Genomic DNA, 24,536 nt, shown 5'->3' on the forward strand with positions numbered 1-24,536 from the left:
TCTGAGCAAAGTTGAAGGGGTTTCATAGTCATAGCTGCCTCATCTTGGTTCTTGATTCTAGGCTCCACTATCTTGATACTTATGTCTTGCTACTTGCTACTCTATTCACTTTTCAAACTCTTCACCGGATTCATTCTTGCTGCTCGAAAGGCTTCGATTCCCACAGTCAGCATCGCGACCCCTATTCCCAAAACTGCCGTGAGAGCAAAGAACCACCATTGAATTTCGATCTGATAAGCGAATTCCCTTAACCAGATCTGTACCCCGAAATAACTAACAGGAAAAGCGATCAGAATGGCAATCAAAACCATCTTAATAAAATCCACAGACAGCAACTTCACAATCCCAAATATGGATGCGCCTATCACCTTACGGACTCCTATTTCCTTCACTCTGGATTCCGTATTGAAAGCAGCTAGTCCAAATAGTCCTATGCAAGAAACAAAGATGGAAAGCACTGCTCCTACAGTCACCATTTCCTTCCATTTTGCCTCACTTTCGTAGCGTTTAAAATTATTGAGATCTTCAAAGCTGTAATCAAAAGGCATGTATGGAACGTGCTTTCTGAAAACTTCCTCAATACCTTTTAAGGTCTCACCCGTATAAGTCGGATTCAACTTTAGGAAAAAAGACTGAAGCCTGTAGTCTGGATCTTGAGTAAGTACAAGAGGTGCAATTTTCTCCCTTAGCGAGGCGTAATGATAGTCTTTAATCACACCCACTATGGTCATTTTCTTATTCTTCCATTCGAAATTAACCTCCTTCCCTACTGCTTCATTCCATCCCATTTCCTGTAGGAAAGCCTCATTCACTATGATAGATTCCGTAGGATCTGAAGGGAAATCTGAAGAAAAATTTCTCCCCTCCACCACAGGTATTTCCATAGTGGACAAAAACTTTTCGTCCACACCTATATACCCAAAATTAACTGATTCCTCACCTATTTTAGCTCCTGTACCATTATAATTACCATTGAAAATGCCTACGGATTCTATTCCCGGCAAGGCTTCAAATTCCTGTTGAATGACTTTCAGGTCAGTTTTCACACCTCTGAAACCATTGAGGCGCACAAGATTTTGGTCATTGTAGCCTAAGTCAACTGTAGTGAGGTAATTGAACTGGGAGAAAATCACGATGGTACCCACCACCAGGCAAATCGACAAAGTAAACTGAAAGACTACCAACCCCTTACTGATGAAGCTTTGCCGTACCAGTTTCCCCCTTTGATACAGGCTTTTTGAAGGACTAAACCCAGATAGAACTACCGCTGGATAAAAACCTGCAATCAGCGCAGTAGCCAAAAAAAGAGCAGTAAACAAGCCTATTAACTTGATATTCAACAAATAAGAAAAAGCCAGGTGTTTATTGGAAAGTTCATTGAAAGTCGGTAAGACTAGCTGCGTCAGTATAAATGCCAAAAGAAAAGCAATAAATGTGAGAAAGAAAGACTCGGTCAAAAATTGGGATATCAATTGCTTACGCTTGCCGCCCACGACTTTCCTGATTCCAACTTCTTTGGCACGCTTGAGCGATCTCGCCACGGCAAGATTGATGAAATTGATACAGGCAATTGCCAAGATGAACAGACCGATTGCTCCCAATATGTAAGAATAGATCGGGTTACTGCCATAGGTCAGTCCGTTACGATGCCCTGCTAAGTTGGCATCGAGATGAATATCCAAAAAGGGCTGAAGGCCAAAACTCACTTGCTGTCCCTCCCCAGGAGCATCCCCTTCCGTTGTATTGGCAGCGAAAACCCGATCCATTTTCGCACCTAGTTCATGATAGTCCGCCCGGTGATCGAGTAAAACAAACGTATTCATATAAAATCCCATCCAAGCGGAATCCGTCCAGCCTTTTGATTCCTGGAATTGAAAGGATATAATGCTGTCAAACTGAATGGAGGAGTTTTGGGGAATGGATTTGGCTACTCCGGATACGGTAAAAGGCTCAAAATCATCTCCCAATTTGATCTCTATAACTTTACCAATCACGTCCATCGTACCAAAATAAGATTCAGCCATATCTTCCGTCAGCACGATCGATCCGATATCAGACAGCACTCTATCTGCATCCCCGATTAACAAGGGAAAACTGAAGACCTTGAAAAAGCCAGGATCAGCAAAAAGCACCTGAGAGGAAAGCAATTCCCCATCCTTTCTGAAGACAGTCTCCTGAGACTGTGTCCGGATGGCTTCTCTGATTTCGGGGATCTCCATCTTGAAACTTGGTCCGTGGATAGCATTGGTACTGGCAATGGTTGAGGTATCCTGGTCCGAGGCAAAGGTCACCTTGATTCGGTAGAGGTCAGCTCCCTGCTCCTGAAATCGATCAAAACTTGCTTCATCCGTGATATACAGTAGAATTAGCATACAGCAAGTCAGTCCTAATGCCAATCCTCCTACATTTATCAAAGAAAAGACCTTGCTTCTAAGCAAGTTTCTCCAGGCGATTTTCAGGTAGTTTTTCCACATTTGTTTTAAGATTGAAAGATTGGAAAATTAAAATATTGGAAGATTAGGAGTTCAGACAGTTTTAAGGTGTCATCCTGAACAAAGTAGAAAGTTGTAAAGTGTTTCAGACTGAGCGAAGCAGAAGTCTTGATTCTTGGTTCTAGACTTTTGACTCTTGGCTCTAATCTTGGTTCTAGACTCTTGCTCCTTATGTCTTGATACTATCTAATTGCTACTATAATCACTCGCTCTTCAGCGTCCTTGCCGGATTCGTCAGCGCTGCTTTGATCGATTGGAAGCCTACCGTAAACAATGCGATAAGCATCGTGACCGTACCTGTGGCGACAAAAACCCACCATTCAATTCCCACACTGTATTGATAATCCTGGAGCCATTGATCCATAATATACCAAGCAATAGGAACAGAAAGCAGAAAGGCAATCCCGACAAGCTTTAGGAAATCCTTAGAAAGCAATAGAGATATACTGCCCACACTCGCTCCTAAGACTTTTCTTACTCCTATTTCTTTCAGACGGTTGGCCGTCATGTAAGTAGAAAGTCCAAATAGACCCAAACAGGAAATAACTATAGTCAGAATGGTAAAGACTAAGGAAAGCTTCGCCGTTCTAGCGGTATCATCAAATTTCCTAGCATATTGCTCATCGGCAAATTGGTATTCAAATGGAAAATTTGGATTGAACTCTTCAAATACACCCTGAACTTTCGCTAGATTATCAGCGACAGGCTGATCGGGATTGAGACGGATATGCAGCGAAGTGAACCAGGAAGATGGCCCAAATACCATCAAAGGATTCACAGGATCATAAGGGGATTCAAAAATAAAATCCTCAATAATCCCTACGACGGTATAGTTATCTTCTCCATCTGAGACTATTTGACCTACAGGATTTTCCAATCCCATTTTTCTTACCGCTGTTTCATTCAATAAAATTGCAGTAGAATCACTAGCGAATTCATAAATATCTATATCCCTACCTTCTACTAACTTGGTCCCCATTACTTTCATGAAATCAGCATCTGCACTAAACCGTATGAAATCAAGCTTCTCATCTTCAGGCGTGCTTCCTTCCCACGAGTATCCCCAGCCATCGCTGTAGCGCTGGGTAATCGGACTCATCGATTTCGTGACTGCAAGACTGGAGCCACTAGAAAGAAGGGCTTGTTTGATTGCTCCATAATGCTTCTCTATATCACCTTGCATGGAGATGTAGATGAGATTGTCCTGGTTATAACCCAACTCACGGTTTTGAGCATGACTTATTTGACGCTGGATGATAATCGTAGAGACGATTAGAATAATAGCAAAGCTAAACTGGATCACGACCAGTATTTTTCTTGGATTCACCGCCGAGGCAGCAGAACGAAAAGTTCCTTTCAGCACATTCACTGGACTAAAAGACGATAGAAAAAATGCAGGATAACTGCCAGCCAAAAGCCCAGTAAGCAATATAAAGCTGATCAACTGAAGCCAGAAAATCATATTGCTGTATGGAAGAAATAGCTGCTTGCCAATCAGGGTATTAAAGGAAGGAAGTGCCAGCTCTACCAAGAGAATTGCCAGAACACCTGCAATCAACGCTATCAGCGTGCTTTCTCCGATGAACTGTGCGATAAGAGAAGTTTTTCTGGCACCGACCACTTTTCTCAACCCTACTTCCTTGGCTCTCTTTTCACTTCTAGCCGTGCTCAAATTCATAAAGTTGATACAGGCAATGACCAGAATAAACAATGCGATAAAGCCAAACATGCGAACAGTTACAATCCTACCCCCTACGAGCTTGCCATTTTCGCTTTTTCCATATAGATGTATCTGTGAAAGCGGGTAGCTAAACACATCTGCGGTGTTCTCCCCGTTGGTATGTTCCTTGGTGATATTTATGACCTTCTCGTTGAATGCCTCATGGGAAGCATTTTCTGTGAGCAACACATAGTTTTCGACGGAATTATTTCCCCACCATTCATCATCCCAGCCAAGTTTTTTCATGTAGGCCCAAGACAGAAAGTAGTCCGACTGAAAGCGGGTATTGTTTGGTAAATTCTCCAGCACTCCTGTTACGGTGAAAATATCCGTACTATCGATCTTGACCGTTTGCCCCACCGCCATCTCAGTACCAAACAGTTTTTTGGCAAAATCTTCCGTGACCACCATGTTATACGGGTCTTCCAAAGCAGTAGAACTATTGCCTTGCAGCATAGGGAAATCAAAAACCTCCAAAAACTCAGGATCGATAAAAGAACCTGATTCGTTCATTTTTTTATCTCCAACAGTAAATAGGAAATTGGCAAAATTGATCCGAACTGCATGCTCTACTTCAGGATAATCCTTCGCTAAGGTTGGACCCATTATTTTGGGAGTCGTTCCCCATGCCCATAGTTCACCGCTAAATGTATCTCTGTTATACATTCGATAGATTCGGTCTGATTTGGGATGCTCCCGATCCATGCTAACCTCATTTTGGATCCATAGCAAAATCAGAATAGCAGACGCCATCCCAATACCCAATCCTCCGATATTGATGAAAGCATAACCTTTACTTCTAAGGATATTTCTCCAGGCGATTTTAAAGTAGTTTTTGAGCATTTTTTAGGAGGATTGGAAAATTTTAAAAATTGAAGATTGGAAGATTTTGGGTTTAGAAGTTTAAGGTTGGAAGGAGGGAAAGTATTCCTAGTCTTAGTTTATCCTTCTTATTGTCCTAATATATAATGTCTCATGTCTTGACTCTTGATACTTGTGTCTTGATACTAGCTACTTAATCTACTTTTGTGCCACTAAAAAATTACTCTAGATCGCTCAAAAAGGGCTTTTTGTTGATTTTATGATTTTAAAGCACGGACAGTTTTGTCCGCTGGTGGGCAAATGTACCAATGAGGAAAGTGGCGAGGTTTTAAGGTTGTAAAAAACCCTTAGCCTCAGGTTACCCTGATTCTCCTCTTTATTTCTAAAATCTGAGGTCTTGAATCTTGGTCCTTTGTTCTAGAACTTTTGCTACTTGATGCTTCTTACTCAAACAATCTCTTCAACTTCCTTATTCCCCTGAAAACTATACAAAAGATAAAAAAGCGAAGGCAAAATAAACAAGCTCCCAATCAGAAGTGCCCAGGCCAAGGTATCAATTGGTTTGCCAATAGCCGCGGAATTAAAAACAGACAGGTTCTCTCCTGATTTGGTAATAATAAGGTCCGGAAAATAATGATAGCCGAAAGCAAGCAAAATTGCAGTGACCACAAACCCACTTAGAAAGCGAACGAGAATCGTATTTCCCTCTCCTAATTTCACCCAAAGTAAAGCTATTGCCAGAGTGGCCAAGACCAACGTAACTAAAGTAATCCATTCTGTAAGAATCAAGCCAACCAAAGGCACATCATCAATAATCGAAGCAGCAAAAACCAATCCGCCTGCCAGCACTGTGAATAGGATAAATAGCTTTGCTTTTCCTACAACCACATTCTTGACTTCATGCTTTTTGGCCTCGCCAACCAAGAATACAGAAGCTAAAAATCCACAAATAGCCACGGTAAAAATAGCAACAGCTACACTGAATAAATTGAACCAAGGTTGAATGTAAGCTTCATAAAATCCATCAGCTTCTGGATCTATCTGCCCGCCAACTGCAGCTCCGAAAATCAACCCAAGAAAGAAAGGCGTGATAAAGCTGGAATAAGTGAAAATGAAATTATAGACTTTCTGCATTTCATCCTGATATGCATCGTAATGTCTGAAAACGAAGGCTGTTCCACGACCAATGATCCCGATCAGCATCAGTGCCAGTGGAATATGCAAATGTACCGAAAGAGTTGTATAAATAGGCGGAAAACCCACAAATAGAATCACAATGGCAATAATCAGCCACATGTGGTTGGCCTCCCAAATCGGCCCGATCGTCTTGTAAGTTGTATTTCGAAGCTCATCCCGAAAAGACGCAGGTGTGAAAATCTCCAAAATCCCAGCACCAAAATCTGCTCCACCCAAAATCACATAGAGTAGAATTGATAAAAAGAGAAAAATGATAACTACGTAAAGCATAAGTTCAATTTAATAGTCAATCGATACGTTAGAATTCTCTTTCAAAGATGCTGGCACGGCTTTGATCTGTCTATAGAGCAAGAAAGAAACTATTGCCGCAAGCGAAACATAAATAGCCGTAAATATGAAAAAGGAATATTTGATACCAGGAATAGGCGTTACGGCATCCTTGGTCAGCATGATTTCATAAATGATCCAAGGCTGTCGTCCCACTTCAGTCACTGTCCAACCTGCCTCCAAAGCAATAAATCCCAGCGGTGTCGCCACTACAAATAGCCAAAGGAACCAACGCTGAACTTGCCAGTTTTTCTTTTTCCAAAGGGAAATAAAATAGAGCAAACTCAAGCCAACCAACATCATCCCCAGCCCCACCATGATTTGGAAAGCATAATGAACCACGGCTACTGGCGGGTGATGTTCCTCAGGAAACTGATCCAAACCAATCACTTCCGCATCAAAATCCCCATGGGCCAAGAAACTTAAGGCTCCGGGAATCTCAATCGCATAATTCACTTCTTTCGCTTCTTCATCAGGAATCCCTCCGATGATCAAAGGCGCGGACTTACTTGTTTCAAAATGAGCTTCCATTGCCGCTAATTTCGCAGGCTGACGTACCGCAATATCCTTAGCAGAAATATCTCCGGAAATAGGCTGAAGCAAGGCCGCAACAGCTCCAAAGACTAATGCGATAGTAAAAGCTTTACGGTGAAATTCCTGATTCTGACCCTTCAGAATCATGTAGGCGTGAATTCCAGCAACCGCAAAACCTGTGGCTGTGAATGCTGCCAATGTCATGTGTAATGCTTGAGTAAACCAAGCATCGTTGAACATGGCAGCGATCGGATCTATATTGAGAAACTTGCCGTCCACATAATCAAAACCGCTTGGACTATTCATCCAACCGTTCGCAGCGACAACCAAAATCCCAGATGCGAGTCCGCTTACTCCCACCACTACTCCAGTAAACCAGTGAAACCAAGGTTTAAATTTGCCCCAACCGTAAAGAAAGAATCCCAAGGCAATCGCTTCAATAAAAAATGCCGTTCCCTCCAAAGAAAAAGGCATTCCGAAAATAGGTCCTGCATGAAGCATAAATTCCGGCCAAAGCAAACCCAGTTCAAAGGAAAGCATGGTACCGGACACTGCTCCTGTCACAAAGAAAATAGCAACTCCTTTGCTCCAAGCCTTGGTCAGATCCTTGTAAAGTGAATTTCCTGTTTTTAAATATTTAAAATGGGAAGTCGCCATGAAGAATGGCATCACCATGCCAATACAGGCGAAAATAATATGGAAACCCAGAGAAAGAGCCATCTGGGAACGAGCAGCAAAAAGATCTTCCATGCACACTACTTGGTTTGATTCAGTCAACAATAATAGACTGAAAGTGTAAAACTAGTCATAGAATTGACGCTGAAATAAGGCGATTAGTTCAAGTTTGATGAATTAAAATTCACCTATAGATGAACCCCAGCAGTCCCTCACAGATATACAATTATTTGGGACCAAAATAAGAAATAAGCTTCTGTAGATTTTTCACTTTTTATCCATAATCAGTGGTCTGAATAATGGATTTTTGACATTATTCTGTAGATTAATTGCAAAAAAATATTTTTATGTACGTAAAACGGTATTACAGTTTTTGGATGACAGTTCGCTGGTCCAAATATTCATTAATGTATGGAGTACTTTATTCTTTCGTAGTCATCGTATTGTATGAGATTACCTCGATACCATTTTCTCTCCCCTGGCAGCCGATATCAGTCATCGGTATTGCAGTAGCCTTTTTCTTGGGCTTCAAAAATAACAGCTCCTACGATCGAACTTGGGAAGCAAGAAAAATCTGGGGAGCAATAGTCAATGACAGCAGAACTTTTGCCACTGCTATTCTCAGTCTGCCCAATCCTGATTTGCCCAAAGAGGAAAGAAAGAAAATTATATACAGGCACCTCGCTTGGCTTCTTGCTCTGAAACATGTGATGCGGAAGGAAAAAACTTGGGAGCATAATTTACCTGTAGAAAAACTGGTTTTCATTCCTGGTTTCATCAAGGAATATTATGACGGCATTTTTGCTGAAATCGAAAAATACCTCTCTGAAGAAGAGCTAACTACCATCAGGGACAATTCAAACATTCCATCTCAGTTGCTAAAAATCCAAAGCAAGGAAATCGCTGAATTGAAGGAAAAAGGCTTTATCTCTGATTATAAGCAAGTTTGGATACATCAGATAATATCGAATTTCTACACACATCAAGGCATGAGTGAGCGGATCAAGAATTTTCCTTTTCCTAGACAATATGCTTCCACTGGACTTTGGATTACTTATATATTTTGTGCGTTGATTCCCTTTGGTTTACTAGATATTTTCGCCCAAAGCACCGCATTGCATTATTGGTTGACTATCCCATTTTCTGCTATTATTATTTGGACATTCTTTGTAGTAGATAGAATCGGTGATTACTCAGAAAATCCATTCGAAGGAGGCTACAATGATGTTCCTATTTCTTCCATTTCCCGAGCAATAGAAATTGATCTGCTCGAAATGCTGGATGAGGAAAATATCCCAGGTCCATATCAGTCAGAAAATGGGTTTTTGATGTAAGTAAGTTGAGAGGTTGGAAAGTTAAAAGGTTGGAAAGTGGAAGGTGAAAAAGTGGGAAGATATAATGCACTCTTCAAGTATTTCGGCGTACCCTTCGGTTAAAAAAAACGAATAAAAAAAGTCCCTCAAACTTTGGCTTGAGGGACTTTTGCTTTGATCTAAGCTTTTTATCTTTTTGTAATGCTACTTGAGCCTGATGTTCTAATATTTCCCAACTGTGGAGAACCTGTGTATGTCACATCTCCAGATCCTGAAGAGCTCACTGATAATTTGCCCAAGTCACCTACATGGGTGTCTCCGGAGCCAGATTTGCCTACAGCCAGCTCCCCTATTGCGAGGCGCTCTCCATTAAAATCACCTGAACCGGATTGCTTGATTTCAGCTTGATCCACTGACCCGCTTTTGATGGCTATATCTGCCGAACCCGAAATACCTACGGATAGCTTCTTTGCTTCCAGTTTTTCCAAAATAATATCTCCAGAGCCAGAAAGTGCCGCGTAGAAAGAATCTGTCATCACAGGTGAAGTAACCTCCATAGATCCTGAACCAGAGCATTTTACTCCTTCAAGTTCCTTATAAGTGATGAAAAATTTCAATTTGACATTGTTGTAATTTCCTTTTACCAAGCCCACACTGAGGACATCTCCGTCGATTTCAGTTTTCACTTTACTTAGGTCAACACCTTTAGCTTCGATTCTAACTTCCTCAGAATCACCCTCGGTTAGAATAACTTCCCAGCTTCCGCCAGAGTGAACTTTGGTAAAATGTCCCGGAGTTCTCGTTTCTGTAGATTGTGCCTGCACGCAGGATGCCATCACCAAAGCGGTCAATGCAAATGCGAAGATTTTTGAATAGATTTTCATGGTAATTGTATTGAAAGATTGGAAAATTGAAATAGTGTAAAATTATGTAGTTGTAAAGTTGAAAGTTGGAAAGTAGAAAACGAACTAAAATCCAAGCCCCATTTAGTAGATGCAGCAACTATTCAAATGGTTGCATCTACAACCTATATTCTAGGCTCTCTGCTCTTGATTCTTGATTCTTGATTCTTGGCTCTAGATACTTTGTACTTGATACTTAATACTTCCTACTCACTCTTAATACTCTTCACCGGATCAGCCCAAGCTGCTTTTAATGATTGCGCCATTACGGTGATTGCTGCTATTGCTCCGGCTATTAACCCTGCCCAGAGAAACACGGTCCAACTGATACCGATCTTGTAGGCAAAATCCTCCAGCCAACTGGACATTCCAAACCAGGAAATAGGGATAGCAATCAAAAACCCTATTAAAACAAGCTTTAGAAAGTCTTTTCCTAAGAGTATCAAGATGTTTGTTGTCTCTGCTCCCATCACTTTTCGGATCCCGATTTCGCGTGTACGCTGAGCTGTCGCAAAGGTGACCAAGCCCAATAATCCCAAGATTGAAATCAGAACCGCCAATCCCGAAAAGAAGGTGAAAATCGTTTTCACCCGCTGCTCCGCGGCATACTGTTCGTTAAATCCTTGGTCAACAAATCTTGGCTCAAAAGGAAAATTAGGTCTAAGTGCTGCCCACTCTTCTTTCAAATAGGCCAAAGTTTCTTCACGATTGTCAGCGTCTATCTTCAGGCTCACCAAATTATTCCGATCTAAACTAACCATGAATACAATAGGAACAATCGGCTGATGCAGGCTTTCGAAGTGGAAATCCGACATCACTCCAGTCACAAAACCTCTTCTGCCTCCATACAAAAATTGCTTTCCAATTGCTTCCTCAGGATTAGCCCAACCAATCTCCCGAATGGCTGTTTCATTGAGAATAAAAGCCTCCGTAGAGTCACTGGCAAGGTTTTGATCAAAATTTCTTCCCGCAACAATCGGTATCCCATAAGTATCCACGAAGTTGTGAGTAACATGTATATCGGCTATTCGAATCTGTAGTTGAGTCATCTCACCGTTAATTTCGGCAGTCCCGCCTTGTGAGTCCAACAACCTTCCAGATGGTGCTCTACTCGAAATGGAAACTGCCTGGACTCCGCTATACTTCTCCAGCCGATCCTTTACGATTTGATAGTTTTCCTCAATTGATGGACTGGTAGGAAGTAGAACAATATCCTCTTTCTTAAAACCCAAATCCTTGCTCTGCATGAAATTGAGCTGATTGACCACAACCAACACAGCCACAATCAAAACCACTGAAATAGCAAATTGTCCTATCACCAAAAATGACCTGAATTGCTCATGACTTTTCCCTGCCTTAAAGGCTCCTTTTAGGACTGACGCAGGCTGAAATCCCGAAAGGAAAAGCGCTGGATAACTACCTGAAATGATTCCTACAAAAACCACCAGCCCCACGAGTCCAAGAAGAAATTCCGGATTATCCACGAAGTTCATACTCAATGCTTTCCCGGTAAAATTTGAAAAAGTTGGTAAAAACAAATAGACTAAAATCACAGCCAAAATCATAGAAATGGATGTTAGCATAAAGGATTCACCCATAAATTGTCTGATAAGACGCCCCTTATCTGCCCCCATTACTTTGCGAAGCCCAACTTCCATAGACCTAAGCGAAGATCTTGCAGTAGAAAGATTCATGAAATTGATGCAAGCGATCAGCAAAATAAAAAGTGCTACGGCAAGGTAGATGTAGACGTAAGCAATGTCACCGTTGGCCTCGATCTCTGTGTCCAAATTAGAATAAAGGTGAATGTCTGTGATTGGCCAGAGGAATAGCTTAGTTCCTGTCGACATAGGGGTCCCCGCTTGAGTTTCACCCATGTATTTGTCGATCAAGTTGGGAAGTTTGGCCTCGAAATTCGCCCTGTCTACCCCTTCGTTGAGCAAGAGATAGGAAGAGAAATTATTCCCTCCAAAGTTGCTCATGAAAGCTTCCTGCCCACCATAAAACATCACAACAGGAAAAATGGAAGCGAAAAAGGTCGGATGAAAATGAGAATTATCCGGAAAATCCCGAAATACACCCCTAACCTGATAAGTGAATTCCTGCCCTTGGAGGTTGATCAACATTTCCTTTCCCAAGGCAGATTCTGATCCAAAATATTTCTTGGAAGTGGCCTCGGAGATGATCAAGCCATCATTTTCCTTGAGCCCAGCTTTAGGATCTCCCGCAAGAATGTCAATGCTGAAAATATCAAAGACTTCAGGATCAGCAAAAGTAAAATGGTCTTCAATAAATTTATTCTCACCTACTGTCACCAGCGGATTTCCTTCTAGCATTCTTCCTGCAAATGCCACCTCGTCTGGATAGTCGGCAGCGATCAAAGGCGCAAATGGAGGTGCAGTATGCCCAAGATGAAGGCTTACTTCTCCGTCTGGATTAAACCAAGCCCGAGAAACCCGTACGATTCGATCCGCATTTCCGTGAAATCTGTCGTAGCTCAACTCATGCTGAACAAACAAAAATATCAAAATACTTACTGCCATTCCCACTGCCAACCCAAACACGTTGATGAACATGTAGAGTGGACTTTTTCTAGTATTTCTAAGTAGGATTTTTAGGTAGTTTTTGAGCATGATTTTGTGGGATTGGAAAATTGTAAGATTGGAAAATTATGTCATGAAGGTCGAAAAGTCGTAAGGTGGTAAAGTTTGATTATCCGTTTTCTCAAGGACTAAACACCCTACAATTGATCTCTTTTGTGTCATATATTCTCTTAACAAGTGGTTCTAAAGTCTTATGTCATGATACTTGCTACTTATCTCTTAATCACCTTAGTAGAGCCTAAGTTGCCTTTGGTAATATCTGTCGGGGTTCCACTGTAATACACGTTTCCAGATCCAACTGAGCCTACAGTTAGCTCTCCTTCTACGCCAACATGAATATCTCCGGAGCCAGCTTTACCTATTTTGATATCTCCACAAAGCAGGTCAATTCCCTTAAAATCGCCAGAGCCTACTTGACCAATATTAACATCACTAGCTTTTCCTTTGGAAATAACGACATCTCCAGTTCCACTCATCCCAACATTCAAACTCTTTGTCTGTAACATTTCCAATTCGACATTTCCTGATCCTGCCTGACCTATGCTGAACTCATCAGCATAGACATCAGATCGAACCATGATATTCCCTGAGCCAGCCAATCCTAAAGTTTCTAGTTTCTTGATGGTTACATAAACTGTAAAGTCTCTATTGTCATCGTCATCGTCTTTGAGTTCGATCTCAAGATTTCCATTATCCACTTCTGTGATGACCTCACTCAAGTCAAATCCTTTGGACACTAGCTTGACTTGATCTATATCACCAATAGTGATTATTACATCCCATGAGCCTTCGGAACTTACTCCTGTAAATTTCCCTGGGGTTCGGGTTTCGGTTTGAGCCTGAGCGGAGAAACCTAAGAAAAATAGAAAGAGGACTAGGGAAGTGATTTTTGAGAAGTTCATAATGGATTTGGTTTTATTTCCTGTACTTACTTTTCAGACATTGTGCCAAGGGAAAACAATGCCTTTAAGCACGTTTGAACAGCACTTACAAATTACAATCTGTCCGAGTAAGCGATGTTTTGTTCGAATGCGGACAACAAAATCTAGATTTCATCCTCAAAATTGTAATCAAAAAACATAGGAAAAACAGCTATCTACCCTCAACTAATAAAAATGTTGTTGGCAATTTAATTTTAGGCATTTGATTTTCAGGCGAGCAGATGCATCTTTACCCAATCATCCTTTTATCCTTGTTGGATAGATTACTTTCAAAAACCTACCTATGATTCCTTACTTACTGGTTTGGATTTTACCTTTCGTTTTGCCAGTCCAACAATCACAGACAGATAGTCTGAAAAAGATTATAGAAACGACTGATAATGATTCTCTAAAAGCTTCGAGTCTGTATAACTTAAGTAAACTCTATTACACCTTTGATCAGGACACAGCGATACTTTATGGAAAAGAAGCCATTGCAATAGCAAAAGAAAGAGGTTTAAAAATAATAGAAGCTAATGCTATGAATATTGTAGGGGTATCGTATTTGATTCAATCAGATTATGAAAGCTCCTTAAGTACTCATTTGGAAGCACTTGGTATTCGGGAAACGTTACAGGATACTACTGGGATCATCGAATCCACCATGAATCTTGGAAATATTTATTACCGTCTTCATGAACCCGAGAAAGCAGTTGTCCAATACCAAAAATCCCTAACACTGGCCCAATTGATCAATCATGAGCGGGCTATGAGCTTGCTTTACAATAACATTGGTAGCTTTTACCTGGATAGGTGGCTGTCATTCAAAGAAGCCGAAGACTTCAATAAGACCAAGGAATATCTGGAGAAATCAAAGGCTATCAAGGAAAAACTAAACGATAAACGCAGTCTTACCAATACCCTACTTCAGCTGGGAGAACTCTACTATGAATCAGGGGAAAAGCAGAGAGGAATCCGCCTACTGACACAGGCACTTGACATTGCCGAAGAATTGAATAATACCGAAGGGAGATTATCAGCCCTGGGAACACTTTCAGATTACCATCGAGACAACAAATCCTTGGCTCAAGCACTAGATTACGCCGCTCAGGCCTATGAACTGGCACAACAAACCAAATCAAATTACCAGATAAGTATAGCCGCGAGCAAGATGGCTCACCTCTCTGCCTTGAATAAGGATTTCGAAAAAGCCTACGAATTTCAACGGGTCAAGGAAGCTAGCAATGATTCCATATTCAATGATTCGAGACAGAAAATCCGGACTGAACTGGAAATTCAATATGAAAGCGAGAAAAAAGAACTCGAGAATCAAAGGCTTATAAAAGATCAGGAACTATCCGAATTAGCCATCACAAGGAAAAATGAGCTACTGTTCACCTTTATCATCGTAGCTATTCTCTTAATAGGACTTGCTTGGTACCAGTTGAACACCAATCAAAAACTATATGCAGCCCATAGAGCGCTCAAAGAAATAAACTCAAAAGTACAAGCTCAAAATCAGCGGATACAGCAGCAATCTGATCAATTATCCAGTACTAATCTTGAGCTGAAACAAGCTAATAGTTTCCGGGATAAGTTATTCTCAATTATTTCACATGATTTACGTGCGCCATTTTCATCTCTCAGCACCTCTCTCGAACTCTGGGAATCAGGCGACCTCAGTAAGAAGGATATGGACTTTGTTCTTTCATCTATTGCCTTAGATGCAAATGCAGCTTCTAATCTCCTTTCAAATCTGCTTACCTGGACACGTACGCAGATGAGTTCAGATAAAGTGAAAAATTCAGGGATTGCTCTTGCTGACTTAATCACGGAAAATAAAAACTTGTTTGCTAAGCAACTTGAACAGAAAAACCTAAAGCTGAACAACAAGATCCCTTCAGACTTCACCATCACTACAGATCGGGATAGACTGAATTTTATTTTACGAAACATTCTATCCAATGCGATCAAATTCACTCCTCAGGGAGGAGACATTTGTGTGGAAATTGCCCCTAACCATCTTTCAACAATCATAATTCGCGATAGTGGTGTAGGAATGAATCAGTCACAACAAGACAGTCTATTTAACAACAAACAATATTCCACCTCAGGAACCAATGGAGAACAAGGTACTGGAATAGGACTAATGCTATCCAAAGATTTCGCGGATAGCATCGGTGCTACTATTTCTGTAAGTAGCGAGCTAGGAAAAAGCACAACTTTTAGATTAGAATTTTAAGAAATGCAGGGTGGATAAATGTGATCATTCCAATTTGAATGAAATTTATTGCCAACTTCTATTCTTTTAACCTGTGAATTAGTGGTGAATATTTTAAATTAAGTAATTTCAACTTATTCGAAATTATTTAATAAGTATCATAACCCACTACTCCTTTGAAAAACCTTAACTTCTCCTACTTACTTCTCTTTTTTAGTATCCTCAGTTGCTCTGCGCCCGCTGACAATCAGACTACAGAACCCCAAGTAACCTTTTTGACCCCTGATCCAGTAATCATGGCCTATTATGTAGCGGAGCGTGATTATCAACCAGAAAAAATTCCGGTAGAAAAACTCACTCATATCATCTACTCCTTTACGAATGTGATTGGCGGAGAAATGAAATTCCGAAATGAAGAAGTCGCTGGACCTAAGCTTGAAGCGCTAGTAGCTCAAAAGGAACGAAATCCTGATCTAAAAGTAATGATCGCCTGTGGTGGTTGGGGAGCAGACGGTTTCTCAGATATGGCTTTGACGGAGGAAAGCAGAGCAAAATTTATCAAAAGTGCTTCTGAATTCATCAGTAAATATCAACTTGACGGCATGGATATGGACTGGGAATACCCTGGAATATCCGGTGCTGGCACAATGGCTCGTCCAGAGGACACTACAAATTTCACAGAATTAATGAAGGGCCTGAGAGAAATGCTGGATGAGTTTGACTCCCCAAAAGTACTGACTTTCGCTTCAGCAGGCTGGAAGCGCTACTACGATTTTGTGGATATGGATGAAGTGATGAAATACGCAGATTACACCAATGTGATGACTTATGACCAAGTCTCTGGCGTGTCCATTTATACAGGTCACCACACGCCTCTTGGAGATGTAAAACGTGCAGACATAGAAGGAACTCCCTTTCAGGCACATCTCGATAGTTTGTTCGCAAATGGAAACAATCAAGATCCAGATCCAAGATCTGCACAGAAAATCGTTGATTTCCTTATTGAAGAAGGAGTGGATCCAAAACAGATTGTGATTGGTGCAGCATTCTATGGCCGTGTATGGGCTGGTGTACCACCTGTGAACAAGGGTTTACACCAATTAAGTGGTGGGCTACACATTGGCTGGATGGCCTATCACCAGATTCGAGAGAAGTATGAAAAAGACAGCAACTTTCAGCGTTTTTGGGATGAAAAAGCAGAGGCGCCTTATATGTACAATGCGACTGATAGCCTATTTGTATCCTACGACGACACAGTTTCTGTGGCTTTAAAAACCAAGTACACGATGGAAAAAGGTCTAGGTGGAATCATGTTCTGGGAATTAGGAAACGACACTAAGGATGAAGGTAGTTTGCTTGATGCCATTTATAAGGCTGCAAACTAAAAGGCATTTAACATATCCTTACCCTTTGGAGTAAATCTAAATTCGAATTTTGTAATTCAAATTTCTTCTACCTCCCTTCCAAGCAATTTTCTTACCTTTGCAGCTTGCTAAGTTTTCTAATCAACCCATTTCCAAATGGCAACAAAAAAAATAAAATCCGCACTTATTTCTGTCTTTTATAAAGACAACCTTGAACCAATCATCGCCCTTTTGAAAAAACATGATGTCACCATTTATTCTACCGGTGGTACTCAGAAGTTTATCGAGGAACAAGGTGCGGAAGTTATCCCAGTGGAAGAGTTGACCAGCTATCCTTCTATCTTTGGAGGCAGGGTAAAAACCCTTCACCCTACTGTTTTTGGAGGGATTCTTTATAGAAGAGAAAATGAAGGCGATTTAGCCCAAGCGGCTGAATACAACATTCCGGCGATCGATTTGGTCATTGTGGATTTGTATCCCTTCGAAGAAACGGTAGCCTCTGGAGCTTCTGAGCAAGATATTATCGAGAAAATCGACATCGGAGGAATTTCATTGATCCGTGCTGCCGCCAAGAACTTCAAAGACGTGACCATCATCGCTTCCAAGGATCAATACACCGAATTGGAAGGTAGATTGACTTCTCAAGATGGAGCTACTACCCTAGCCGACCGTCGTTATTTTGCTGCACAAGCATTCCAGGTTTCTTCCAATTACGACACTCATATTTTCAATTACTTCAATGCTGAGGAAAATATCCCTGCTTTGAAAGTATCTGAAACCAAAGCAAAAGCCCTTCGCTACGGAGAAAACCCACATCAAAACGCCCACTTCTATGGAGACATGGAAGCACTTTTTGACCAATTGAATGGAAAAGAGCTTTCTTACAATAACCTAGTCGATGTAGATGCGGCGGTGAATTTGATCGCAGAATTCAAAGGAGAAACAGCCTTTGCTATCTTGAAGCATACCAACGCCTGTGGAGTGGCTTTGGCACCTACGGTAAAAGAGGCATATCAAAAAGCATTTGACGCGGATACTACTTCTGCATTCGGAGGTGTTTTGATCACCAATCAAACCGTGGATAAGGATGCCGCTGAAGAAATGCATTCCTTGTTTTTCGAAGTGTTGATCGCTCCTGACTTCACGGAAGAGGCTTTGGAGGTCTTGATGGCTAAGAAAAATAGAATTTTGCTGAAGCAGAAAATGGATCTTCCTGGTACTAAAATGATCAAAACGCTATTGAATGGCGTGATCGAGCAAGACAAGGATTTGGCTACAGAATCAAAGGCTGATTTCACCGTTGCTACCAAAAAAGCGCCTACAGAAGCTGAGCAAAATGCGTTGGTATTCGCAGCCAAAATCTGCAAGCACACCAAATCTAACACGATCATCCTTTCTAACGACAATCAATTATTCTCTAGCGGAGTTGGGCAAACTTCCCGTGTGGACGCCTTACTTCAGGCAATTGAGAAAGCGAAAGCATTTGGCTTTGATCTGAACGGTGCTGTGATGGCATCCGATGCATTCTTCCCTTTCCCAGATTGTGTTGAGATCGCTGGCAAAGCTGGCATCACCGCAGTAGTTCAGCCAGGCGGATCGATCAAAGATCAGTTGAGCATAGACTACTGTGACGCTAACGGCATCGCTATGGTGATGACGGGTGTGAGACATTTTAAGCATTAATTACTAGATTATAGAATCAAGATTCAAGACCTTCGGAAGTAAACATTCCGAAGGTCTTTTTTTATTCAGGAAAGATTTTAGGACTGTGAAAAGCGTTGGAAATCAGAAGTTTCTATATATTTATTCATGGGAAAGTATGAGAAGATCCTATTGAAAATCCTTAGAGGCACATCAGATCAAAACATTGATTTTGAAGATCTTAAAAGGTTATTACTCGTTTTTGGGTTTGAAGAAAGAATTAAGGGCAGTCACCATATTTTCTCTAAATCTCATTTAGAAGAAATTATCAATATTCAGGAAAAAGGAGGAAAAGCTAAACCTTATCAGGTCAAACAAGTAAGAAATCTTATATTGAAGTATAGATTAAGGCTAGATGATGAAGCTGCTAATGACTAATAAAATCATTTAGAACCATGATTTTATCCTTACCTACATCATATGATCTTTCAAAATCAAACATGAAAAAAATGAAAATTAACCCTCGCTACGAGATAATCATTTACTGGAGTGAAGAAGATCAAGCATTCATTGCAGAAGTGCCAGAATTGGCTGGTTGCTTGGCCGATGGAGAATCATACTCAGAGGCATTATCCAATGTTGAAATCGTCATTGCGGAATGGATTGAAACAGCAAAATCTTTAGGAAGATCCATCCCTGTCCCTAAAGGGAAATTGATGCATGCTTAAAATTACTCTGTTTTTATGCTAAAGTAAAAACGGAAAGTGGCAGACACTTTTTAAATTGTATATAAAATTAGTCTCAGTTTAAATTTCTATAATAACCTCAAAACGGAATTGATTGAGCTGCTGAGATCAGCTGGTCCACTATGGCCTCAGAGCAAATTCTTATTGATTGAAAAAACATAGGTATCCTTACCGAAAGGTTATTTTCATTCCCTTTCATTTCCCCGCCTGAATCCCCTATTTTGCAGGCTGAATCAATTATGGGCTTTCCCTGTTCTTGGTTCTTGATACTAGAATCTTGATTCTCAACATGAAATCGCATAATCTCAAATTATACAATACACTTTCACGTCAGAAAGAGGAGTTCCAACCCATCAATCCGCCATTTGTAGGCATGTATGTCTGCGGTCCAACCGTTTATGGTGACGCTCATTTGGGGCACGGTCGACCTGCTATCACTTTCGACACAGTCAACCGCTACCTGACTCACCTAGGCTTTAGAGTTCGTTATGTTCGAAACATCACCGATGTAGGTCACTTACAAGGAGATGCAGATGAGGGCGAGGATAAAATCGCCAAAAAAGCGAAGCTAGAGCAGCTGGAGCCGATGGAAGTTGCCCAACAATATACAGACAGCTACCACCGTGACATGGCTCTTTTGAATACTTGGAAACCTAGCATAGAACCTCGTGCGACTGGTCATATTCCTGAGCAGATTGCTTTGGTGGAAGCTATTTTGAAAGAAGGATTGGCTTACGAAATCAATGGTTCTGTTTATTTCGATGTCTTGAAATACAACGAAACGAGCAATTATGGTAAGCTTTCAGGACGTGATTTGGAAAATCTCTTGAGCGGAAGCCGTACGCTGGATGGTCAAGATGAAAAGCGAAACCCTGTGGATTTTGCACTTTGGAAAAATGGCTCCCCTGAGCATCTGATGAAGTGGGATTCACCTTGGGGCATTGGTTTTCCGGGTTGGCATCTTGAATGTACAGCTATGAGTTCCAAATACCTAGGCAAGCAATTCGACATACACGGAGGCGGAATGGATTTACTTTTCCCTCACCACGAATGTGAAATCGCTCAGGGAAATGCTTGCAATCATCAGGATCCTGCCAAATACTGGATGCACAACAACATGATCACCATCAATGGTCAGAAGATGGGCAAGTCGCTGGGTAATTTCATCAACTTGCAGGAGCTTTTTACCGGAAATCATAAACTTCTGGATCAGGCTTACAGTCCGATGACCATCCGTTATTTTATTCTGACGGCACATTATCGCTCTACTTTGGATTTTTCCAATGAAGCACTTCAGGCTGCGCAAAAAGGCTATAAAAAACTTATAAATGGACTCCGAATCGCCAAGCTTTTGAAATATGAAGTGAGCGAGGACGAAAAAGATGAAGAGCAAATCAAGCAAGTGGAACAAATCATTACCAATGCCTACCGAGCGATGGACGATGATTTCAACACCGCGCAAGCGATTGGGCATTTGTTCAATTTGCTGAAGAAAATCAACTCCATGTACACCGGACAGCTGAAGTCCTCGGTCTTTGGCGAAGAGGTTTTCAATAAACTGATTGAAACATACACCATTTTCATTTCAGATATTTTAGGATTGATCGAAGAGAAATCAGACAGTCAAAATGAAATGCTGAATTTGCTGCTACAACTCTATTCTGAGGCTAAAACCGCCCGTGATTACGGGAAAGTGGACGAGATCAGAGCAGGATTAAAAGCGCTAGGGTTTGTAGTGAAAGACATGAAAGATAAAATTGACTGGGCATATGAAGAATAGATTTTGGTTGGTCGGCTTGCTTGCGCTTGCTTGGGCTTGTAGCAGTCCAGAGAAAAAAACTGAGGCAGTTGAGCAAGCTCCAGCAAAGCCCTACCCTACTTTTAACCCGGATTCTGCCTATGCATTTGTGCAGAAGCAAGTGGAATTTGGTCCACGTGTTCCTGAAACCGCGCCTCACGAAGCAACCAAAAATTGGCTTTTGGGTAAATTTGAGAGTTACGGATTTGCGGTAGAAACACAGGATTTCCAAGCAAAAACCTACGATGGCCTGACTTGGGACCTGAGCAATATTATTGCTTCACATAATCCAGAAGCTACCAAACGAATACTTCTTGCCGCGCATTGGGACACCCGTAGAATCGCGGACAAAGACACCGAACGATTGGATGAACCCATAGATGGGGCTAATGACGGTGCTAGCGGTGTGGGAGTTTTACTGGAAATCGCGCGAACCATTGCTTCTCAGGATCTAAAGCCAGATGTCGGCATTGACATCATCCTTTTTGATGGGGAAGATGACGGGGAGCCGGAAGGTACTCAGGCTAGGAATAATGAGCAAGATTTCTGGTGGTGCTTGGGCTCTCAGCATTGGTCCAAAAACAAGCATAAACCGAATTACTCAGCCTATTACGGAATCTTAGTGGACATGGTAGGTGCCAAAGGCGCGCGTTTCTACAGAGAAGGTTATTCACGCCAATATGCCTCAGGGATTTTGAAAAAAGTATGGGATAATGCCCACCAGATAGGCCAAGGAGACTTTTTTATCTATAAAGACGCTCCTGAGATTTTGGATGACCATGCTTTTGTCAATGAATTTGCTAAAATCCCAATGATCGATATAATCGAGTTTTCCCCAGATTTTGGCTTTGCGCAGTATCACCATAAGCACAGTGATACAATGGAAATCATTGACCGCAGAACTTTGCAAGCCGTAGGAGAAACTGTTTTATTTACCGTATACCAAGAGTAAAAGCTTATCTTTCCATCTTAGAATCGTCCAATCTGGAAGATTTGAAGTGATAGTTAAATGATTTTGCCCCATGAAGAAAGGTCATCAGGTTACGATGAAAGAAATCGCCAAGAAATTAGGCGTTTCTGTATCGACTATTTCCAGAGCACTAAAAGATTCTCCAGAGCTTCACCCCGACACTAAAAAGCGAATCGTGGAAATGGCGAAGGAGATGAACTATCAGCCAAACCTCCTAGCACAAAGCCTTCGTATCAGTCGCACCAATACACTGGGTGTAATCGTCCCTGAGATCACTTCCCACTTCTTCGCCTCTTGTATTTCAGGCATTCAGGATTATGCCAACAAGCGTGGTTATAATGTGATGATTTGTCAATCAAACGAGACTTTAGAGCTTGAAAAAGCAAATATCAGAACCTTGGTTAGCTCGCAAGTAGATGGCTTGCTGATCTCCCTGAGTAGAGAAACAAATAAATACGATCACCTACTGGACCTATACAATAGAGAAATTCCTTTCCTATTGTTTGACAGGGTGAATGAGGACATTCCTGTATCCCGTGTGACATTTAATGACGAAGGTGGCGCTTATCAAGTAACCAAACACCTGCTAGAAACGGGTTGCAAGCGGGTGATGTATGTATCTGGTCCAGAGGACTTATACATTAGCAAGAAAAGAAAAGAGGGTTACCTTCATGCACTGGCGGAGTTTGGAATCACACCTGACCCAGAATTGGTAAAAATCTCTGACCTGACTTCAGAAGGCAACATGAAAATTGCCAATGAAATCGCCTTTATGAAACAACGTCCAGATGGAGTGTTCTGCATGATTGATCCGATCGCTTTGGATTTAATGTTCGTCTGGAAACCTATGGGAATTAAAATCCCTGACGACATGGCCCTGGCTGGATTTACCAACAACCCCGCTTCAGCAGTAATAGAACCTCCACTGACTACCGTGGCTCAGCCTGGCTATGAAATGGGCAAACTGGCAGTCACCCATTTACTCGATCAATTGGAAGGTCAGGCCTCGGATGATCCTATTTCCATTGTTTTAGAAACCACCCTGCTACCCCGTCAATCGACAAAAGCACTTTAAATTAATGAAAGATAAAATTGCCCAATCCTTTGAGAATCTCTTTGGAAAGAAACCTATTCTGGCCTTTGCACCTGGAAGAATCAATTTAATCGGCGAACATACAGACTATCAAGATGGTCTTGTTTTTCCAGCTGCTGTAGAGCAGGGCATCTGGGTAGCTATACAAAAAAACGATCTTACCACATCCAGAATTTTCTCGGAGGATTTCCGTGAAGAGTTTGTTTTTGACATCAATTCTTTTTCCCCAAAAAAAGGACACTGGGCCAATTACACCATGGGAATGGTATCCCAATTTCAGCAAGCCGGCTATAAACTGGCAGGGTTTGACTTGGTTTTTGGAGGAAATATTCCAGCTTCAGGACTATCCTCTTCTGCAGCCCTTTCAGTCGCTATAGGAACTGCACTTTCTGCATTATTTGGTTTGGAGATTTCCAAAAAGTCAATTGTACTTTACGCTCAAAAGTCAGAGCATTTATTTGCAGGTGTGAAATGCGGGATCATGGATCCTTATGCATCCGCCTTCGGCAAAGAAAATCATGCACTAATTTTGGATTGCCGTACCAATCAGCACAAAGATGTTGCTGTGAATTTCGGCTCACATTCCCTTTTACTAGTCAATTCTAAAGTGAAACATAACCTCGCTGATTCAGCCTATAACAAACGTAGAGAATCATGTGAGGAAAGTGTGAAAATACTGCAGTCAGTTTACCCAGACGCAACCACACTAAGAGATATACCGGCTAAAGATTTGGGAAAAGTCAAAGATATCTTACCTGCCGCGCTTTTTTCCAAAGCAAAGCATGTGATCACCGAAATAGAGCGAGTTAAGCTAGCTTCAAAAGCTCTAAATGAAGGTGATTTAACTGCCTTTGGGAGCTTACTAAAAGAGTCTCACAAGAGTCTGAGCAAAGACTTTGAAGTCAGCTGCGCCGAGTTGGATTTCTTGGCAGAACAGTCGTGGAAGTCAGCAGGAGTCCTAGGTTCTAGAATGATGGGTGGCGGTTTTGGTGGCTGCACTATCAACCTGATTTCCAACGAGAATTTGGAAAGTTTCCAAACTGAAATGCGAACCGCCTACCAAGAAAAATTCGGTATAGAGGCTGATTTCATTTCAGTTGCACTTTCCGAAGGGGCTAGAATTCTGGGCTAATTTACCGCTCACAGTTTCTATTGTCTTTAGAAGGTATTTCCTGAAAGTTTTTCCAAAAAAATCGCC

At 41.4% G+C, this 24,536-nt stretch carries 17 protein-coding genes; 10 read left to right on the forward strand and 7 right to left on the reverse strand.

What is annotated here, in order from left to right:
- Positions 1-101: 101 nt before the first annotated feature.
- The 4 genes from LV83_RS13320 to LV83_RS13335 all read right to left on the reverse strand — a co-directional run bounded on the left by LV83_RS13320 (position 102) and on the right by LV83_RS13335 (position 7,842).
- Positions 102-2,474 (reverse strand): ABC transporter permease, encoded by a 2,373-nt coding sequence (locus LV83_RS13320; RefSeq protein ID WP_111612038.1) that lies wholly within the window; start codon positions 2,472-2,474, stop codon positions 102-104.
- A 220-nt stretch (positions 2,475-2,694) separates the two neighbouring features.
- Positions 2,695-5,055: an ABC transporter permease gene (locus tag LV83_RS13325; RefSeq protein ID WP_111612039.1), complete on the reverse strand. Its 2,361-nt coding sequence runs from the start codon at positions 5,053-5,055 to the stop codon at positions 2,695-2,697.
- 426 nt (positions 5,056-5,481) lie between these two features.
- Positions 5,482-6,501 carry a cytochrome d ubiquinol oxidase subunit II gene (locus tag LV83_RS13330; protein WP_111612040.1) on the reverse strand — a complete coding sequence of 340 codons (1,020 nt, stop codon included), beginning with the start codon at positions 6,499-6,501 and terminating at the stop codon, positions 5,482-5,484.
- Positions 6,502-6,510: 9 nt separating this feature from the next.
- Positions 6,511-7,842 (reverse strand): cytochrome ubiquinol oxidase subunit I, encoded by a 1,332-nt coding sequence (locus LV83_RS13335; protein ID WP_111612041.1) that lies wholly within the window; start codon positions 7,840-7,842, stop codon positions 6,511-6,513.
- A gap of 272 nt (positions 7,843-8,114) precedes the next feature.
- Here LV83_RS13335 and LV83_RS13340 point away from each other — a divergent pair, with 272 nt between their 5' ends.
- Positions 8,115-9,101 carry a bestrophin family protein gene (locus tag LV83_RS13340; RefSeq protein WP_111612155.1) on the forward strand — a complete coding sequence of 329 codons (987 nt, stop codon included), beginning with the start codon at positions 8,115-8,117 and terminating at the stop codon, positions 9,099-9,101.
- Between the two features lie 167 nt (positions 9,102-9,268).
- Here the strand turns inward: LV83_RS13340 and LV83_RS13345 are convergent, their stop codons facing one another.
- From LV83_RS13345 to LV83_RS13355, 3 genes are all read right to left on the reverse strand, one after another.
- Complete coding sequence (locus LV83_RS13345; RefSeq protein WP_111612042.1) at positions 9,269-9,964, reverse strand: head GIN domain-containing protein; 696 nt, start codon at positions 9,962-9,964, stop codon at positions 9,269-9,271.
- Between the two features lie 224 nt (positions 9,965-10,188).
- Positions 10,189-12,615, reverse strand: coding sequence for an ABC transporter permease (locus LV83_RS13350; RefSeq protein ID WP_111612043.1), 2,427 nt, complete (start codon positions 12,613-12,615; stop codon positions 10,189-10,191).
- A 182-nt stretch (positions 12,616-12,797) separates the two neighbouring features.
- Complete coding sequence (locus tag LV83_RS13355) at positions 12,798-13,487, reverse strand: head GIN domain-containing protein (protein WP_111612044.1); 690 nt, start codon at positions 13,485-13,487, stop codon at positions 12,798-12,800.
- A 322-nt stretch (positions 13,488-13,809) separates the two neighbouring features.
- Here LV83_RS13355 and LV83_RS13360 point away from each other — a divergent pair, with 322 nt between their 5' ends.
- The 9 genes from LV83_RS13360 to galK all read left to right on the forward strand — a co-directional run bounded on the left by LV83_RS13360 (position 13,810) and on the right by galK (position 24,470).
- Positions 13,810-15,747: a tetratricopeptide repeat-containing sensor histidine kinase gene (locus tag LV83_RS13360; RefSeq protein WP_111612045.1), complete on the forward strand. Its 1,938-nt coding sequence runs from the start codon at positions 13,810-13,812 to the stop codon at positions 15,745-15,747.
- 155 nt (positions 15,748-15,902) lie between these two features.
- A complete protein-coding gene (locus tag LV83_RS13365; RefSeq protein WP_245947056.1) occupies positions 15,903-17,111 on the forward strand; it encodes a glycoside hydrolase family 18 protein in 1,209 nt (402 codons plus the stop codon).
- Positions 17,112-17,246: 135 nt separating this feature from the next.
- Positions 17,247-18,773, forward strand: coding sequence for a bifunctional phosphoribosylaminoimidazolecarboxamide formyltransferase/IMP cyclohydrolase (purH, locus tag LV83_RS13370; protein WP_111612047.1), 1,527 nt, complete (start codon positions 17,247-17,249; stop codon positions 18,771-18,773).
- A gap of 126 nt (positions 18,774-18,899) precedes the next feature.
- Positions 18,900-19,169, forward strand: a complete 270-nt coding sequence (locus LV83_RS13375) for a type II toxin-antitoxin system HicA family toxin (RefSeq protein WP_111612048.1) — start codon at positions 18,900-18,902, stop codon at positions 19,167-19,169.
- A gap of 71 nt (positions 19,170-19,240) precedes the next feature.
- Positions 19,241-19,459 (forward strand): type II toxin-antitoxin system HicB family antitoxin, encoded by a 219-nt coding sequence (locus tag LV83_RS13380; protein ID WP_211320483.1) that lies wholly within the window; start codon positions 19,241-19,243, stop codon positions 19,457-19,459.
- A 307-nt stretch (positions 19,460-19,766) separates the two neighbouring features.
- Positions 19,767-21,257 (forward strand): cysteine--tRNA ligase, encoded by a 1,491-nt coding sequence (gene cysS / locus LV83_RS13390; protein WP_111612050.1) that lies wholly within the window; start codon positions 19,767-19,769, stop codon positions 21,255-21,257.
- On the forward strand, positions 21,247-22,227 hold the full coding sequence (locus tag LV83_RS13395) for a M28 family peptidase (protein ID WP_111612051.1): 981 nt from the start codon (positions 21,247-21,249) through the stop codon (positions 22,225-22,227). The genes cysS and LV83_RS13395 overlap by 11 nt, the downstream gene beginning before the upstream one ends.
- Positions 22,228-22,297: 70 nt before the next feature.
- The gene (locus LV83_RS13400; RefSeq protein ID WP_111612052.1) at positions 22,298-23,320 is read left to right on the forward strand and encodes a LacI family DNA-binding transcriptional regulator; all 1,023 of its coding nucleotides are present in this window, start codon (positions 22,298-22,300) and stop codon (positions 23,318-23,320) included.
- A gap of 4 nt (positions 23,321-23,324) precedes the next feature.
- Positions 23,325-24,470, forward strand: coding sequence for a galactokinase (galK, locus tag LV83_RS13405; protein WP_111612053.1), 1,146 nt, complete (start codon positions 23,325-23,327; stop codon positions 24,468-24,470).
- Positions 24,471-24,536: the final 66 nt, after the last annotated feature.

It is taken from the genome of Algoriphagus yeomjeoni, assembly GCF_003259505.1.
GTDB classification, from domain to species: domain Bacteria; phylum Bacteroidota; class Bacteroidia; order Cytophagales; family Cyclobacteriaceae; genus Algoriphagus; species Algoriphagus yeomjeoni.

Bases quoted from the DNA above. Each gene is read 5' to 3' on its own strand.
- galK (WP_111612053.1), top strand. From the start codon at position 23,325: ATGAAAGATAAAATTGCCCAATCCTTTGAGAATCTCTTTGGAAAGAAA.
- LV83_RS13360 (WP_111612045.1), top strand. From the start codon at position 13,810: ATGATTCCTTACTTACTGGTTTGGATTTTACCTTTCGTTTTGCCAGTC.
- LV83_RS13330 (WP_111612040.1), bottom strand. From the start codon at position 6,501: ATGCTTTACGTAGTTATCATTTTTCTCTTTTTATCAATTCTACTCTAT.
- LV83_RS13380 (WP_211320483.1), top strand. From the start codon at position 19,241: ATGAAAATTAACCCTCGCTACGAGATAATCATTTACTGGAGTGAAGAA.
- LV83_RS13335 (WP_111612041.1), bottom strand. From the start codon at position 7,842: ATGGAAGATCTTTTTGCTGCTCGTTCCCAGATGGCTCTTTCTCTGGGT.
- LV83_RS13355 (WP_111612044.1), bottom strand. From the start codon at position 13,487: ATGAACTTCTCAAAAATCACTTCCCTAGTCCTCTTTCTATTTTTCTTA.
- LV83_RS13395 (WP_111612051.1), top strand. From the start codon at position 21,247: ATGAAGAATAGATTTTGGTTGGTCGGCTTGCTTGCGCTTGCTTGGGCT.
- purH (WP_111612047.1), top strand. From the start codon at position 17,247: ATGGCAACAAAAAAAATAAAATCCGCACTTATTTCTGTCTTTTATAAA.
- LV83_RS13325 (WP_111612039.1), bottom strand. From the start codon at position 5,055: ATGCTCAAAAACTACTTTAAAATCGCCTGGAGAAATATCCTTAGAAGT.
- LV83_RS13400 (WP_111612052.1), top strand. From the start codon at position 22,298: ATGAAGAAAGGTCATCAGGTTACGATGAAAGAAATCGCCAAGAAATTA.
- LV83_RS13375 (WP_111612048.1), top strand. From the start codon at position 18,900: ATGGGAAAGTATGAGAAGATCCTATTGAAAATCCTTAGAGGCACATCA.
- LV83_RS13345 (WP_111612042.1), bottom strand. From the start codon at position 9,964: ATGAAAATCTATTCAAAAATCTTCGCATTTGCATTGACCGCTTTGGTG.
- cysS (WP_111612050.1), top strand. From the start codon at position 19,767: ATGAAATCGCATAATCTCAAATTATACAATACACTTTCACGTCAGAAA.
- LV83_RS13350 (WP_111612043.1), bottom strand. From the start codon at position 12,615: ATGCTCAAAAACTACCTAAAAATCCTACTTAGAAATACTAGAAAAAGT.
- LV83_RS13320 (WP_111612038.1), bottom strand. From the start codon at position 2,474: ATGTGGAAAAACTACCTGAAAATCGCCTGGAGAAACTTGCTTAGAAGC.
- LV83_RS13340 (WP_111612155.1), top strand. From the start codon at position 8,115: ATGTACGTAAAACGGTATTACAGTTTTTGGATGACAGTTCGCTGGTCC.